The following is a 14,359-nucleotide window of genomic DNA, read 5'->3' on the forward strand; positions in this document are numbered from 1 at the left end:
AGCGGGTGAGTTAAGGACGGATCAGTCGATCACCAGCGGGAACAGGACACCGCCATTGTTCCAAAGGTTGGTCAACTCGCGGTCCATCTTGTAGGGCGAGTCCTTGCCGAGGTCGCGCTCGAAGATTTCGCCGTAATTGCCGACGTTCTTGATCACCTTGTAGGCCCAGTCATCATCGAGACCGAGACCCTTGCCCATGCCTGGCGTGACGCCGAGGAACTTGGCGACTTGCGGCGAGGTCGGCTTGGCCTTGACCTCGTCGACGTTCTTGGAGGTGATGCCTTCCTGCTCGGCGAAGATCAGCGTGCTCAGCGTCCAGTTGGCGATGTCAACCCAATTGTCGTCGCCTTGGCGCATGATCATGACTTCAGGCTCGACGGCGAGCACGTCGGGCAGGATGACATGGTCGTCGACCTTGCTCTTGGCGATGCGCGCAATGGCGAGCGTCGGGCCCCACTGCGCATAGAGATCGCAGCGTCCGGAGAAATAGGCCTGCTCGAGCTCCTCGGTCTTTTCGATGAGCACGGGTTCGAGCTTGATGCCAAGCTTGGCCGTATAGGCCGCGACCTGCTGTTCCTGCGACGTGCCGGCGGGAATGCAGATCGTGCCGCCGGCCGCATCCTTGAGCGACTTGAGGTTTAGCTCCTTGTGCGCCATCACCTTGGTCGTTCCGAGGTAATAGGACATGGAAAATTGCAGGCCGAGCTCGGTGTCGCGGCTGAGCGTGCCGCCTGACGCCTTGATGATGATGTCGACATCGCCCGATTGCAGGGACGGCCAGCGCTGCGCCCAGCTGATCGGAACGACCTTCAGTTTTGCCGGGTCGCCGAGCACGGCCGTGGCCACCGCCCGGCAGAGATCAATGTCCATGCCCTTCCAGTTGCCCTTGTCGTCGACTTCGGCGAAGCCGAGGTAAGACCCGTCATGGCCGGTGCAGTTGAGCACGCCGCGCGCCTTGACGGCTTCCAGCGTCTTGCCGCCGGCGGCTTCTGCCGGCGCTGCAAAATGCACAAGTCCAAGGGCCATGGCTGCGGCCCCCCATTTCATCGTCTTCATGTTCCGTCTCCACTGTTGAGGTTGTTTGGTTTCTTGTTGTTGGAGGCCCAAAAGTTCTCTTTCGGAGCTCGGTCTCAAAGCCGCTCCTAGTCGGAAAGCGGGGTCGGTTTCGGCACGGAGGAAATCTTCAGATCGCTGCCCCAGTCCTGCTGGGCGAGCCATCGGTGAAGGGCGGCGACCGCCTTCACGCGCAGGTGCCCGCGCGGGACGATCAGGTAGAATCCAGGAACTTCTTCCGGCCGCATATCGGCAAGGGCGTCGCGCCCGACCGGAGCGACCAGCGCGCCCGACCTCAAATCTTCCTCGGCGTCGATGACGGAGACGAGACCGACGCCGATGCCTTGCAGGGTTGCACGGCGCATGGTCGCGGCATCGTCGAAGCTGATGCTTTGGTTGCCGTCCGTCTGCTCGATGGCAAGGTGGCGTAAAATGTCTGGCCAAAGGCGCTTCGACTTGACGGTGTCCAGCAACGTGAACAACGTCAGGTCCTGCGCCGACTTGATGCTCTCGCCGATGGCCGGAGTGCAGCAGATGACCTTCGGATCAGGCACCAGCAGTATGGTCTCGTAGTCCGGCCAATTGCCGTAGCCCCACTGGACGGTCATATCGATGTCGTCGCGTCCGAAATCGGGCAGATCGACCATCGTCGTCAGGCGCAGATCCGCACCGGGCAATATCTCCCGGAACAGAGATAGGCGAGGCAGCAAATAGTGGGTCGCGAAATAGGGGCTCGCATTCAGGTTGATGCGGTCCCGGTAATTCGACTTGGTGACGCGGCGAACACCTTCGGAAAATTCGTCGAACCCAGCTTTGACATAGTGCGAGAGAAGGATGGCAGACTCGGTCAATTCGACCGACCGCCCCTTGCGTTCGAACAGTGTCACCTGAAGCGTGTCCTCCAGTAGCTTGATCTGCTGTCCGACGGCCTGCGGCGTGACCAGCAATTCATCCGCCGCCTGCCGGAAGCTCTTGTGCTGCGCGACGGCGTGGAAGACGCGAAGCGCATTCAGCGAGGGAAGGCGAAGCTTGCCGGTCATCGTCTATTCCACCTCCTTTCGCTTGCGTTCCTGTTGGACAATTCAGCGCCGCCGGCGCGCGAAAATAGCTCAGGCGTATATATAACCACCTGAAACAATTACGTTTTCTCCGGTCATGTAGGTATTCTTGGGGCCGCCGGTCATGAGAACCCACTCGGCAATCTCCGCAGGCTCGGCGCCACGACCCAGCGGGCTCGCCTTGGCCAGTTCCTCGAGGAAGCCGAGGGCCTTGGCCCGCTCCGTGGCCATGCCTGCGGGGGCCACCGAATTGACCAGGATCCCGTGTTTTGCGACGTCATGGGCAAAGGAGCGCGTCAGGCTGACCACGGCGGCCTTGGTTGCCGCATAGTGGGCGTTCTGCGGATGCGCCTTGAAGGCATCGACAGAGGTCAGGTTGACGATCCGGCCACGCACATGGCTCTTCGGCTCCTGCGATTGCATGTGGCGAACGGCTGCCACCATCATATGATAAGTGCCCTTGATGTTGATGCCATTGGAGGCATCCCAATCGGCGTCGCTGATCTCGAGGAGCGGGCGGCGAGGGTAGATCGCGGCGCAATTGATCAGCGTGTCGATACGCCCGAGCTTCGAAACGATGGCGTCGAAGGCGGCGTGGCACTGAGGGCCGACCTGGATGTCGCACAGGGCGGCCGCGGTCGGCAGGCCGTTGGCCTTTGCCGGTGCGAGAGCGGCTTCGGCGGCGTCCTGGTTGATGTCGATGATGCCGATCTTTGCAGCCCCGGCCTCTACAGCCATCCTGGCCAAAAGCGCGCCGAGGCCAGCGCCGCCGCCTACGATCAGAACGGAAAGATCCTTCATTCCAGTTTTTCCTTACTTGGCGCCGCTTGGCGAGGTTGGCCATGTCGGCATGATGTCGAAACGGGTAACGTCGGCCCATGCGGGCAGGCCGAGTACCGCGACCACCATTCCGGCCACGTCATCCGGCTGCACCACTTTGCTGGCGTACATGGCCGCGCGCGCCTTTGCGTCGAGGATGTCCTGGTAGAGCTGCGTCTCGACACGGCCGGCGACGATCTCGGTGACACGGACGCCTGATGGGGAGAGGTCGGCGCGCAACGCGGCGGCAAAGCCTGATATCGCCGCCTTGGTGGCCGAATAGACGGCAATGTTGGAATATGCCGCGTGGCCCGCGGTGGAGCCGGTGAACAGGATGTGGCCAGCCTGCCGCTCGCGCATCTGCGGAACGACGAGGCGGGTAAGCAGGATTGCCGCGCTGAGGTTGACCTCCAGCGTGGTGTCGATGTCGGAGATTTTCATGTCGGCGAAATTGCCCAACGGTGGCATGATCCCGGCATTATTGATCAGCACGTCGATGGTCAGATCCGCCAGAACAGCTTCCAGCGCCTCGCGATCGGTCACGTCGACGGCGATGGGCACGATGCCGGATCGCTCGGCCTGCAACGCCTTGAGCGCGGCCTGGCTGCGCCCGACCGCATAGACATCGTAGCCGGCGTCGCTCAGTGCGATCGTCATGGCCCGCCCTATGCCGCTTGTTGCACCTGTGATGAAGGCTGTCGTCACGTTGGCTTCCCTGATTGCCTGATTCAGTCTGCGGCCTGGGCCGATGCCGCGAAACCAAGAAAACCAGCAAAAAGGAAAGATAAACTTTCGAATTCTCTTCTCCCGCCCGAAACCTGGACAGGTGGTGACCTCGGCGCCGAGGCTGAAAACCGAAGGAAACGACGGGAAAACGATGTTCTCAACCTGCGGGAAACGGTTCAGGTCAGCTGGCGGAGCCAAAACATGGCTTTCGCAATGCGGTGGCTAATCTGGGTGAGTGCGAATGCCTGGGTGATCGAAGCCGGGGCCTATCCGCCGGTCGAAACAGGCCTCTTCATATCGGTAAAGAGCGAGGCCGCAGCCGCCTGCTGCTCTGCCTCTGTCGCCGCGACGCCCGAAGCCCGTGCCAAAGCGCGCACACGCCCGAGGCTGTTGTGCAGATGCTTGCGCATGGCCTGGCGAGCGGCACGACCGTCCTGCCTTTCGATGGCATCCACGATGGTTTTGTGCTCGTTGTGAATGCGTGCGTAATAGCTGTCCTTGAGCGCCGGCGTGACCACGTAGCCCAGTTGAAAGCGTGGAACGATCATCGGCCTGAGATAGCTCAGGAAGCCGTGGATGAATTCGTTGCGCGCGGCTTTGGCGATCGCCAGATGGAAATCATAGTCATAGTGGATCTGGACCACAGCGGGATCCGCTTGCTGGGCGTCGACCTGTTCCATCAGGGTTCGGATTCCACTCGCCTCCGCATCGGTGCGCCGTTCCGCGCATAGCCCGGCGGACTCCACTTCCACACTCAATCTCAGTTCGAGCAGGGCAATGGTTTCCGGCAAGGTCCTCAGCGCCTCGTCCGGTATCGAGAAATTGCGCGGCGCCGGCGTTTCGCTGACGAACATGCCGCGGCCCTGCTGCGGCACCACCATCCCTTCGGAGCGCAATCGCGCCACCGCTTCCCGCACCACCGTCCGGCTGACGTCGTACTCGGCACAAAGCTCCGCCTCGGTCGGCAATTGCGCGCCGGGAAGCAGAGATCCGGAACGGATCTTTTCGGACAGACTCTCCGCCACGACAGTGGAAAGCGGTTTGCGCTTCGTCATCAGTCTCCCCTTAGCCAGATTCGCGATGATGCCCGAACCGGCAAGGCCATTCAAACCGCCGCGGTGACGATCAGCTCGACCAGCATTCCAGGCTTGGCCATCCGTCCTTCGCCGGAAGAGCGCGCGGGTGCATGCTCCTTCGGCATCCATCCGTCCCAGACCGTGTTGACCTCGTCGAAATCCCTGATGTCGTCCAGCCACATCTGCACGTGAAGGATACGTGTCTTGTCCGTACCGGCCTTGGCAAGCAGGACGTCGACCTTGCCAAGCGCCTCGCGCATCTGGTCGGCTGCGGACTGACCCGGCTTTGCGACCTGGCCGGTGAGGTAGAGGGTGCCATTGTGGATGACCCCGTGGTGGATGCGGGTGTCGAAGTCGAAGCGCTTGATGTCACTCATTGGATTGTCCTTGTCAGATTTCCGGCCTCCGCCGGATGGGTCAGATTTCCGGCCTCCGCCGGATGGGTCAGATTTCCGGCCTCCGCCGGATGGACTCAGATTGCCGGCGTCTGGCGGATGGGGTTTCCCTGCAGATATTGTGCGTAGGGCGCCTGAACGAGCCAGCCGGCGTCGACGGGCAGGGTGACGCCGGTTATCGATGCGGCCCGGTCGGAGCAGAGGAACAGTGCGGCCTCGGCAACGTCGCGCGGCTCGACGAAGCGGCGCAGCGCGGTGGTCGCCTGGATGGCTTCGGGGTTGCGCTCACCCTTGGCGATCCTGGCTTTCAGCCCGTCCGAAAGCGTGTAGCCGGGTGCCACCGCATTGACGCGTACGCCGTGCGGACCGAGCTCGGCGGCCAGGATCTGGGTCAAGGCCAGGACGGCATGCTTTCCGGGCGTGTAGGCGGGCAGGGACAGCGGCGCGAAGGAGGCAAGCGAGCCGACGTTCAGGATCGCGCCTCGCCCGGCAGCCGACATCAGCCGACCGAACACCTGGCAACCCAGCAAGGTGCCGCGATAGTTCACTCGCCACATCCTCTCGTCTTCGTCCAGATCCTGGTCGAGGACGTGCTTGCCACTCTGCAGGATGCCGGCGCAGTTGACGACGACGTGCGGGGTACCGAACGCGTCGCTGACGGCCTGCGCCAGCGCTTCCACCGAGCCGGATTCGGCGACATCGGTCTGGACAAACAGCGCGCGCGGTGCGCCGACCGCCGCGCAGGCGCCAACCGCCTCATCGCCCCGTGCCGCATCCCTGCCGGCGACCACCAGATGGTAGCCGTCCTCGGCGAAGCGCAGCGCTATCGCGCGTCCGATGCCGGAAGTGCCGCCGATGACGACGGCCGTCAATGTCTCAGCCATTGCCGCGACCCTTGCCTTCGATGTCGAAGAATTCGGACATGGCCCGGACCTGGAAATCCATCATCGGGCGCCCCGGCTGAATGCGGCAGCCAATCTCTTTCGCCGCCTTTAGCAGGGGGGTCTCGGCGGGCTCCATGATGATGTCGACGACCGTCATGTCCGGGGTCAGCCGGCTCACATCCAGCGGCAGCGGGTCGCCGGCGTGCATGCCGACCGGCGTGGCGTTGATCGCCATATGCATGCCGGAAGGCTCGGCCTCTCCAACCTGGATGCGGCATTTCGGGAAGACCTGCGCGACCAGCGCCGCCAGTTTTTCGGCGCGACCGGTATCGATGTCGGCCAAGCGGATTTCCTCGGCACCGGCTTCGGCGAGACAATAGGCCAGGGACGCGCCGGCGCCGCCGGCGCCGACCTGAAGGATGCGGCGGCCGGCAATCTCATGTCCGCCTGCCTTGAGGCCATCGATAAAGCCGACGCCGTCGAAATTGTCGGCGTACCAGCTGCCATCGGGCAGCCGGCGCACGGAATTGGCGCTCTGCACCCTCGCGGCGCGGTCGTGAGCGGCGGTGCATTTGTGATAGACCGCAACCTTGTACGGCACCGAGATGATCACGCCCCTGATATTCTCGGCTGCCGTAATGCCGGCCCAGAAGGCCTCGAAATCCTCCGGGCGGCAGCTCAAGGGCACCATGAGGCTGTCGAGGCCCTTCTGCTCGAAGATCTCGTTGAATATGCCGGGGCTCTTGGCATGGGCCACGGGATGGGCCAGCATCACGAAGATCTCGGCCTTGCCGGTTCCGCGCATCGGTTTTACTCCTTTTCTTTTGACAGTTCGTGGCCGCTGAGGATCTCCAGCGCCTGGACGAGGGACGAGTGGTCGGCCTCCGCGCCGCCTGGTCGGGCTGAGCAGGCGCTCATCAGTTGTTGCGCCATCGCGGTGTTCGGCAGCGAGACGCCAAGCGCGCGGGCGCTTTCGAGCGCGAGGTTGAGATCCTTCTGGTGAAGCCGCATGCGAAAGCCCGGGGCGAAGGTCCGGGCGATCATGCGCTCGCCATGCACCTCCAGCACGCGGGACGAGGCAAAGCCGCCCATCAGCGCGGCGCGCACCTTTGCCGCGTCGCAACCGGCCTTGCTGGCAAAGACGAGCGCTTCCGCCACGGCCTCTATGTTGAGCGCGACGATGATCTGATTTGCGATCTTGCAGGTCTGGCCGGCGCCATTGTGCTCGCCGATCAAGGTGATGTTCTTGCCCAGCGTCCGAAAGATCGGCAGCGCGCGCTCGAACTCTGCGGTCGGCCCGCCGACCATGATGGTGAGGCTCGCCGCCTTGGCGCCGACCTCACCGCCCGAGACCGGGGCGTCGAGGTAGCCGGCTCCCGCTTGCCGCAGTTTCGCTGCGAATTCCGCAGTGGCGATAGGGCTGATCGAGCTCATGTCGATGACCAGCTTATCGGCCGACAGCCCCTCCAGGACGCCGTTTCCTCCAAGCAGGACACGCTCCACATCTGGCGTGTCGGGCAGCATGGTCACGATGATCTCGGACATCCGCGCCACATCGCCAGGAGAGGCGACGACCGATGCCCTAAGGTCCTTCGGCAGAGGGGAGCGGTTCAGGACCGTGAAGATCTCATGTCCCGCGTCGACGAGATGGTGCGCCATCGGTGCTCCCATCACACCGAGCCCGATGAACCCGATCTTCATTCTTGAACCCCTGTACGAAGGTTGGTGCGTATTGCATCTTGCAGCAAATTATTGCCGTATGATATAGGACATCATACAAATTTCAACGTCCTTTCGCTCATCGGAGACCGACCGCAAAATGCAAGAGCGCCTCAACACGCTGAAGGCTGCCGTGTCGGCCGGCCGGACCCATATCGGCATCTGGTGCTCGCTGGCTTCGGCCCTGACGACGGAAATTGTCGCGGGCTCCGGCGCCGGCTGGCTGCTGATCGATGGCGAGCATAGCCCCAATCATCTGCGCAGCATCATGGCCCAGTTGCAGGTCATGGGCGGCTTCGACAGCGAGGCCGTCGTCAGGCTGCCTTCCGACGATCCCAATCTGATCAAGCAGGCCCTGGATATCGGTGCGCGCAGCCTGATGATCCCCAATGTGCGGACGGCCGATCAGGCCCGCGCCATTGTCGCGGCTATGACATATGCGCCTGGTGGATTTCGCGGCTTCTCGGTCGGTCACCGTGCCAACGGCTTCGGTCGCATCGCCGGTTACCACGCCAAGGCGCGTGAGCAGCAGCTTCTCGCCGTACAGATCGAGGATGAATTAGGCGTCGCCAATGCCGCGGAAATTGCGGCAGTGGACGGCGTCGACGTTCTCTTCGTCGGACCCGGCGACCTTTCCACCAATATGGGTGCGATGGGCAATCCCGGGGCCGCACACGTTCAAGAAGCGATCGCCTCGGTGCGCAAGGCGGCAACGGCGGCAGGCAAGGCCAGCGGGATCCTGGCTCCCGCAAAGACCGATGCCGACCGCTACCTCGCCGACGGCTTCACCATGGTTGCCGTTGGTTCCGACCTCGGCCTGCTGGCGCGGGGCTCGGATGCCTTGGTCGCTTCGTTCACTCAGTAGACCGGAGATACAGCCATGCCGATCCCCCGGTACAAAGCGCCGTCACGCACCGCCTACGACATCGTCATCGTCGGCGGCGCCGTCATCGGTTCGTCCACGGCCTACTGGCTGAGCCAGGCGCTGGGCAGCGGCGCCTCGATCCTCGTGGTCGAACGCGACTCGAGCTACGAATTCTCGTCGACGGCGCTCTCCACCAGTGCGATCCGGCAGCAATATTCCAATCCGATCAATGTGAAGATCAGCCAGTTCGGCATCGAGGTCATCCGCGGATTTCAGGAGCGTATGGCACCTTTCTACAAGGACGAACCGGCGCCCGACCTCGGCTTCAAGGAGCATGGGTATCTTTACTGCTGTTCACCCGACGGCGTCAAAGCGGCCCGCGAGCGCGTCGATCTGCAACGCAGTTTTGGGGCCCACACGGTGTTTCTTGAGCCGGGCCCGCTGAAGGATCGCTTCCCCTGGCTCAATGTGGAGGATCTCGGTGGCGGTTCCTGGGGGGCCAGGGAAGAGGGCTGGTTCGATTCCGTGGGGCTGATGAACGGTTTCCGCCGCGCAGCCCGCGCCAGCGGCGTCGAGTATATTGACAATGCCGTGACAGGGCTGGACATCGCCGATGGGCGGGTCATCTCGGTGCGCCTCGCGACCGGACAGACGGTTGCCTGCGGAACATTGGTCAACGCCGCGGGCCCGCGCGCTCAGCAGGTGGCCGCCATGGCCGGCCTGTCGATCCCGGTCGCGCCCTACAAGCGCTACAGCTTCGTCTTCGCCAGCGCCAACCCGATCCCCGGCCGGATGCCCAATGTCATCGACCTTTCCGGAACATTCGTGCGTCCCGAAGGCGAGCTTTTTCTCACCGGCAACACGCCGCAAGGCGACGGACCGGCCGGCTACGACGACTTTGAAATGCACCATGAAGAGTTCGACGACTACATCTGGCCGGCACTCTGGCACCGCATTCCGTCTTTCGACGCACTCAAGGTCCAGACCAGTTGGACCGGCCACTACGAGTACAACATGCTCGACCACAACGGCATCGTCGGCTTCCACCCGCAGGTGACCAATTTCATGTTTGCCAACGGCTTCTCGGGGCACGGGCTGCAACAGTCGCCAGCCGTGGGCCGCGCCGTTTCAGAACTTATCGTTCACGGGGCTTTCCAGACGCTCGATCTTTCGCCGTTCTGTTACGAGCGCATAGATCGCAACGAGCCGTTTCTCGAGGAAGCAGTGATCTAAAGCGAGACGATCGGTCACCCATTTTATCTCGGGCATTCAGCGTCCAATGAAATTGCATTTTAGTCAGAGACGTCGTGAAAACTACTCGCTCGGATCGCTCTATCTTAGCAGGGGCGTCACGAACCCACGGTCGATCGATTTGGTTGCGGCGCTGCCAGATCTCGGCCAGAGGAGGCCTCGTGGCGCATGAGGAAACGCTCTATGGCGCGGATGATGGCGATCAACAGCAGATTGATCACAAGGTAGAGCACGCCGGCAATGGCGAAGATCTCGAAGATTGCGAAGGTCTGGCTCATCAGCCGCTTGGCGTAGCCGGTGATCTCGAGCACCGTGATCGTCGAGGCAAGGCTGGTCCCCTTGACGACCAGGATGAGCTCATTGCCATAGGCCGGCAGCGCCTGGCGGATGGCGAGCGGAAACTCGATGCGCCGGAACCGCAGCATGCGCGACATGCCGCATGCCTGCGCCGCTTCGACGAGGCCAACCGGAACCGACATCAATCCGCCGCGCAGGATCTCCGACGTGTAGGCAGCCGTGTTCAGCGCAAGCGCCAGCACGGCGCAGCGCGCGCCGTCGCTGATCAACCACCACAAAGCTGCGTTGTCCTTGATCGAGGAAAGTTGGCCAAGCCCGTAATAGAACAGGAAAATCTGCACCAGCAGTGGCGTCCCGCGAAAGACATTGGAATAATATTTGGCAAAGCCTGACAGGAAGCGGTTCGACGACAGTCGCATCAGCGCCAAACCGAGGCCCAGATTGAAGCCGATCAGCACCGAGACGAACGTTAGTGCCGCTGTGACCCACAGGCCCTTGAGCAGGACGGGAACCGCTAGCTGGATGAGATCCATCATAACTACTTTCTCGTCCTCACCCTGAGCAGGCGTTCGATGCCGTCGAACCCGGCCTGGCTGACGAGCGTAATGGCCAGATAAACCACAGCCGCGATCAGGTAGAAGATGAACGGGTGGCGGGTGGAATTGGCGCCAATGAAAGAAATGCGCATCAGCTCCTGAAGGCCGACCACCGAGACCAGGGCCGTGTCCTTGATCGTGGTCTGCCAGACGTTGTTGATTCCGGGAACCGCGATGCGCAGCATCTGCGGCGCGATGATGCGGCGAAAGATCCGGCCGCCCGATAGCCCGAGCGCGCGCGCGGCCTCGATATGCCCATTGGGGATCGCGCCCAGGGCCCCGCGCACGACCTCGGTCGAATAGGCGCCGGAGATCGCGCCGATGGCGATGACCGCGATGACGAACGCATAGCCGCTCTCCGCGACCCCGGCATAGCCGAAAGCGGTCACGACCTTGGTCACGAATTCAACCGAACTGAAAAACAGGAGGTAGATGATGAGCAGCTCGGGCACGCCGCGCACCAGCGAGGTATAGGCATCAACGAGCAGCGAGAGCGGAAATATCCGGGCCCATTTGATCAAGCCGCAGACAATGCCGATCACCAGCCCGGCCGCCATGCTGACGAGACCCACCAGGATCGTTATCGACGCGCCACGCAGGATGGCGGTCACCCAACCCGCTTCCCAAACCTGCCAGAGACCGAATTCCATCTGAGTTGCCCTAGTCTTGTCGTGCCAATGAAGTGCATGCGCCCGGAGCTCCGGGCGCATGCGAGGGTTCCAAGGCGTTATTTGCAGGGCCGGGAAATGTCCGTCTTGAACCATTTCTCGCTTGCCTTGCCGACCGAGCCGTCCGCGATCAGCTCGCAAAGCGCCTTGTCGATCTTGACCTTGAGTTCGGTGTTGTCCTGCGCGATGCCGACGCCGATGCCTTCGCCAAGCGTCGGGTCGTATGTGCTCTTGATCTCAACACCGACCAGTTGGAAGTTCTTGCCGTCAGGCTTGTCCAGAAAATCCTGCAAGGCGGATTGATCGGCGAAAGCCGTGTCGATACGGCCGCTCGCCAGGTCGATCTGCATCTGGTCAAGCGTGTCGTAGGTTTTCAGGTCGGCATTCGGTGCACGCTTCTCGAGGAAATGCGCGTGGGTCGTGCCAGCCTGCACGCCGACCTTCTTGCCGTCGAGCGACTTCAGCAGCGTGTCGACGTCGGTGATCGCGGCCAGATCAGACCCCTTGGCCGCGACGAACATGTTGGCCAGTTCGGCATAGCCGACGCTGAAATTGATCTCCTTCTTGCGATCGGCGGTGATCGACATGCCCGAGATGATGACGTCGAAGCGCTTGGCCTTCAGCGCCGGGATCAACCCGTCGAACGCCTGCACGACAAAATGGCAGGTCACCGCGAGTTTGGTGCACAGCAACGCGCCGACATCGGCGTCGAAACCGGTGACGTTGCCATTGGCGTCGGACATGCTCCATGGCGGGTAGGCGCCTTCCGTTCCGATGGACAACTCGCCTTCGGCCGCCAATGCGCTTCCCATGCTTCCCGCGAGACATGCGAGCAGCGTCAAGACTTTCAGTTTCATATCAGTTCCCCTTGTTGTTGGTCTTCATTGCCGTTGTCCGGTGCGAACCGGACGCTTCGAGAATGCTTCCCTCACAGTGTCCGAGCCAGGAATTGGCGCAGACGCTCCGAGCGCGGGCTGCCGAACAGCTCCGCGGGCGCACCCTCTTCCTCCACCTTTCCCTGGTGGAGAAACAGAACCTTGTGGGAGACCTCGCGCGCGAACTGCATCTCGTGCGTTACGAGGATCATGGTGTTGCCTTCCTCCGCCAGTTGACGGATCACGCGCAGCACCTCGCCGACCAACTCGGGATCGAGCGCCGATGTCGGTTCGTCGAAGAGGATGACTTTGGGACGCATCGCGAGCGTTCGGGCGATCGCGGCGCGTTGCTGCTGGCCGCCTGATAACTGGCCCGGATAATGAGCGTGCTTGTCGGCGAGCCCGACCTTCTTCAACAAAGCGTGCGCATGTTGGATGGCCTTCTCGCGGGGCTCCTTCAAGACGTGCCGGGGCGCTTCGATGATGTTCTCCGCCACAGTCATGTGCGGCCACAGATTGAAGTTCTGGAACACCATGCCGACGCGGGCGCGGATGCGTTCGACCTGCGCCATATCGGCTGGCCCAAGACGGCCGCTCGACAGCGGCTTCATCTTGATCACCTCGCCATCGATGGCGACCTTGCCGCCATCCGGCTGCTCCAGAAGATTGATGCAACGCAGGAACGTGCTCTTGCCCGAGCCCGACGAGCCGATCATGGAAATGACCTCACCGGCATGGGCGGTGAGATTGACGCCCTTCAACACCAAAAGCGAGCCGAAGCTCTTGTGAAGCTCGTCGATCTGCACGGCCGGCGTGGTGATCTTTGCCTTGTCAGCGGGCGCCGGATCGGCCGCGACGGCAGGAAGGGTTGGCGGCGTCTGTTCGCTGCTGGTGTCCTGGGTTATCTCGACGGTTCGCAGGTCCGCCAGCGCACGATCGAAATAGCGCAGGCTGCTGGACAGGCAGGTGCGTTGCCAGTCTGGGTCATCCGGGATGAAGGCGCAACGCAGAGTGTCGCGGATCCGCTTGCCCAACGGCGAATCGAGCTTGCCGAACAGATGCAGCCAGTTGTCGGCCTGGACCGCTTCCATGACAGCCGGCCCGTCCAACGTGCCGCATTCAACGACAAGCGGCAGCACGCGCGCGTTCGGCATTGCCTTGCGGACGGCATCGGAGACATAGCCGGTCGCCGTTGCCGTGATGCCGGTATCGGTCTTGGCGCCCTGGCCTGTCAGGACTGTCGCCAGCGCCGGCCCGAAGATGGATTTGCCCCAGGCAAGGCCGTCATGCTCGGAACTCGCCACAGAAAGCAGAGCCGGATAACCGTAAGGCCCGGCGCCGGTATGCAGGTCGAAGACGATGGCCTGGCGCGCCGCGCCGGCAAAGGTCTTCAGAATTTCGTTCAAGGTGCGGTTCGACCAGACCGGGCCGCCACCGCCGTAGAACATGCCGTCGGCGAACTCATACTGGCCGGCTTCGACGATCGCCGCCAGCCCGGCATGCCCAAGCCTTTTGCGCGCCACGGCGAGCTTCTCGTCGGCCGCTATGCGGTCCGGTCCCTCCCACTCGCGATACGCCATGGCGTCGTGCAGGCCGGCATAACCGTTGTTGACGGGAGCACTTGAAGACCAGTCGATGAAGTTGCGGTTGAGGTCGACATTGTCCTCGTTGACGCGCCGCGACCAAGCCGTACCCCAGGGATTGATGAGGTGAATGGCAAGGATGGCTGTGTCGCCGGGCAGGCGCCGCAGGTGCTTCTGGCCGAGCCACGCGGTCTGGCAAGTCGAGCCGAACGGGCCCTCGACACCATGCGTACCGGAGATGAGCACGATCAGCTTGCGCGCATCGCGGCGGCCAAGCAGCGCCACATCCGTCGCCAGCGTCTCGCCATCCGGGCCGTTCAGCGGATGAACATATTCAGACAGTTCCGCGCCGGCCCGCTCGGCGGCTTCGCGAAATCTCCTGCGAAGGACGGCGAAATCACGGGCATAGGCGGGGGCTGGCTCATCATGGCGCATGGTCGATCCCACCGGATCGCTGGCGGTTGCGGTCAATCCGTTCATTCCCTGTCGTTCCA

15 protein-coding genes are annotated in these 14,359 nt (G+C 62.6%); 2 read left to right on the top strand and 13 right to left on the bottom strand.

Annotated features, from left to right (window positions below):
• Positions 1-21: 21 nt before the first annotated feature.
• From EOC83_RS21000 to EOC83_RS21040, 9 genes are all read right to left on the bottom strand, one after another.
• Positions 22-1,056: an amino acid ABC transporter substrate-binding protein gene (locus EOC83_RS21000; RefSeq protein WP_013530400.1), complete on the bottom strand. Its 1,035-nt coding sequence runs from the start codon at positions 1,054-1,056 to the stop codon at positions 22-24.
• Between the two features lie 86 nt (positions 1,057-1,142).
• Positions 1,143-2,093: a LysR substrate-binding domain-containing protein gene (locus EOC83_RS21005; RefSeq protein ID WP_063168724.1), complete on the bottom strand. Its 951-nt coding sequence runs from the start codon at positions 2,091-2,093 to the stop codon at positions 1,143-1,145.
• 69 nt (positions 2,094-2,162) lie between these two features.
• On the bottom strand, positions 2,163-2,912 hold the full coding sequence (locus EOC83_RS21010) for an SDR family oxidoreductase (protein WP_063168723.1): 750 nt from the start codon (positions 2,910-2,912) through the stop codon (positions 2,163-2,165).
• 12 nt (positions 2,913-2,924) lie between these two features.
• Positions 2,925-3,635 carry an SDR family oxidoreductase gene (locus EOC83_RS21015; protein ID WP_082826690.1) on the bottom strand — a complete coding sequence of 237 codons (711 nt, stop codon included), beginning with the start codon at positions 3,633-3,635 and terminating at the stop codon, positions 2,925-2,927.
• A 287-nt stretch (positions 3,636-3,922) separates the two neighbouring features.
• Positions 3,923-4,711, bottom strand: coding sequence for a FadR/GntR family transcriptional regulator (locus tag EOC83_RS21020; protein ID WP_063170308.1), 789 nt, complete (start codon positions 4,709-4,711; stop codon positions 3,923-3,925).
• Positions 4,712-4,761: 50 nt separating this feature from the next.
• Positions 4,762-5,109, bottom strand: a complete 348-nt coding sequence (locus EOC83_RS21025; protein ID WP_013530405.1) for a RidA family protein — start codon at positions 5,107-5,109, stop codon at positions 4,762-4,764.
• 95 nt (positions 5,110-5,204) lie between these two features.
• Positions 5,205-6,011, bottom strand: coding sequence for an SDR family oxidoreductase (locus EOC83_RS21030; RefSeq protein WP_063168722.1), 807 nt, complete (start codon positions 6,009-6,011; stop codon positions 5,205-5,207).
• Positions 6,004-6,816: a shikimate dehydrogenase gene (locus EOC83_RS21035; protein ID WP_013530407.1), complete on the bottom strand. Its 813-nt coding sequence runs from the start codon at positions 6,814-6,816 to the stop codon at positions 6,004-6,006. Before EOC83_RS21035 ends, EOC83_RS21030 begins: the two co-directional genes overlap by 8 nt.
• Before the next feature lie 5 nt (positions 6,817-6,821).
• Complete coding sequence (locus tag EOC83_RS21040; protein WP_063168721.1) at positions 6,822-7,712, bottom strand: 2-hydroxy-3-oxopropionate reductase; 891 nt, start codon at positions 7,710-7,712, stop codon at positions 6,822-6,824.
• A 118-nt stretch (positions 7,713-7,830) separates the two neighbouring features.
• Between EOC83_RS21040 and EOC83_RS21045 the strand changes: the two genes are divergently transcribed.
• Both EOC83_RS21045 and EOC83_RS21050 read left to right on the top strand, forming a co-directional pair.
• Positions 7,831-8,595, top strand: coding sequence for an HpcH/HpaI aldolase/citrate lyase family protein (locus tag EOC83_RS21045; RefSeq protein ID WP_063168720.1), 765 nt, complete (start codon positions 7,831-7,833; stop codon positions 8,593-8,595).
• 15 nt (positions 8,596-8,610) lie between these two features.
• Positions 8,611-9,828 carry an FAD-dependent oxidoreductase gene (locus tag EOC83_RS21050; RefSeq protein WP_024503251.1) on the top strand — a complete coding sequence of 406 codons (1,218 nt, stop codon included), beginning with the start codon at positions 8,611-8,613 and terminating at the stop codon, positions 9,826-9,828.
• Between the two features lie 116 nt (positions 9,829-9,944).
• On the opposite strand, the gene EOC83_RS21055 is transcribed toward EOC83_RS21050, so the two are convergent.
• From EOC83_RS21055 to EOC83_RS33595, 4 genes are all read right to left on the bottom strand, one after another.
• Positions 9,945-10,676: an ABC transporter permease gene (locus EOC83_RS21055; protein ID WP_063170307.1), complete on the bottom strand. Its 732-nt coding sequence runs from the start codon at positions 10,674-10,676 to the stop codon at positions 9,945-9,947.
• Between the two features lie 5 nt (positions 10,677-10,681).
• A complete protein-coding gene (locus tag EOC83_RS21060; protein WP_063168719.1) occupies positions 10,682-11,389 on the bottom strand; it encodes an ABC transporter permease subunit in 708 nt (235 codons plus the stop codon).
• A 77-nt stretch (positions 11,390-11,466) separates the two neighbouring features.
• Positions 11,467-12,264 (bottom strand): transporter substrate-binding domain-containing protein, encoded by a 798-nt coding sequence (locus EOC83_RS21065; RefSeq protein WP_063168718.1) that lies wholly within the window; start codon positions 12,262-12,264, stop codon positions 11,467-11,469.
• A gap of 71 nt (positions 12,265-12,335) precedes the next feature.
• Positions 12,336-14,345 (bottom strand): DUF2817 domain-containing protein, encoded by a 2,010-nt coding sequence (locus tag EOC83_RS33595; RefSeq protein WP_082826520.1) that lies wholly within the window; start codon positions 14,343-14,345, stop codon positions 12,336-12,338.
• Between the last annotated feature and the right edge of the window lie 14 nt (positions 14,346-14,359).

It is taken from the genome of Mesorhizobium sp. Primo-A (genome assembly GCF_003997175.1).
Classification (GTDB): Bacteria; Pseudomonadota; Alphaproteobacteria; order Rhizobiales; family Rhizobiaceae; genus Mesorhizobium; species Mesorhizobium ciceri.

What these genes read in the sequence shown, in the direction of transcription:
- EOC83_RS21055 (WP_063170307.1), bottom strand. Translation starts at nt 10,676, where the DNA reads ATGGATCTCATCCAGCTAGCGGTTCCCGTCCTGCTCAAGGGCCTGTGG.
- EOC83_RS21000 (WP_013530400.1), bottom strand. Translation starts at nt 1,056, where the DNA reads ATGAAGACGATGAAATGGGGGGCCGCAGCCATGGCCCTTGGACTTGTG.
- EOC83_RS21060 (WP_063168719.1), bottom strand. Translation starts at nt 11,389, where the DNA reads ATGGAATTCGGTCTCTGGCAGGTTTGGGAAGCGGGTTGGGTGACCGCC.
- EOC83_RS33595 (WP_082826520.1), bottom strand. Translation starts at nt 14,345, where the DNA reads ATGAACGGATTGACCGCAACCGCCAGCGATCCGGTGGGATCGACCATG.
- EOC83_RS21030 (WP_063168722.1), bottom strand. Translation starts at nt 6,011, where the DNA reads ATGGCTGAGACATTGACGGCCGTCGTCATCGGCGGCACTTCCGGCATC.
- EOC83_RS21025 (WP_013530405.1), bottom strand. Translation starts at nt 5,109, where the DNA reads ATGAGTGACATCAAGCGCTTCGACTTCGACACCCGCATCCACCACGGG.
- EOC83_RS21035 (WP_013530407.1), bottom strand. Translation starts at nt 6,816, where the DNA reads ATGCGCGGAACCGGCAAGGCCGAGATCTTCGTGATGCTGGCCCATCCC.
- EOC83_RS21010 (WP_063168723.1), bottom strand. Translation starts at nt 2,912, where the DNA reads ATGAAGGATCTTTCCGTTCTGATCGTAGGCGGCGGCGCTGGCCTCGGC.
- EOC83_RS21065 (WP_063168718.1), bottom strand. Translation starts at nt 12,264, where the DNA reads ATGAAACTGAAAGTCTTGACGCTGCTCGCATGTCTCGCGGGAAGCATG.
- EOC83_RS21050 (WP_024503251.1), top strand. Translation starts at nt 8,611, where the DNA reads ATGCCGATCCCCCGGTACAAAGCGCCGTCACGCACCGCCTACGACATC.
- EOC83_RS21045 (WP_063168720.1), top strand. Translation starts at nt 7,831, where the DNA reads ATGCAAGAGCGCCTCAACACGCTGAAGGCTGCCGTGTCGGCCGGCCGG.
- EOC83_RS21040 (WP_063168721.1), bottom strand. Translation starts at nt 7,712, where the DNA reads ATGAAGATCGGGTTCATCGGGCTCGGTGTGATGGGAGCACCGATGGCG.
- EOC83_RS21020 (WP_063170308.1), bottom strand. Translation starts at nt 4,711, where the DNA reads ATGACGAAGCGCAAACCGCTTTCCACTGTCGTGGCGGAGAGTCTGTCC.
- EOC83_RS21005 (WP_063168724.1), bottom strand. Translation starts at nt 2,093, where the DNA reads ATGACCGGCAAGCTTCGCCTTCCCTCGCTGAATGCGCTTCGCGTCTTC.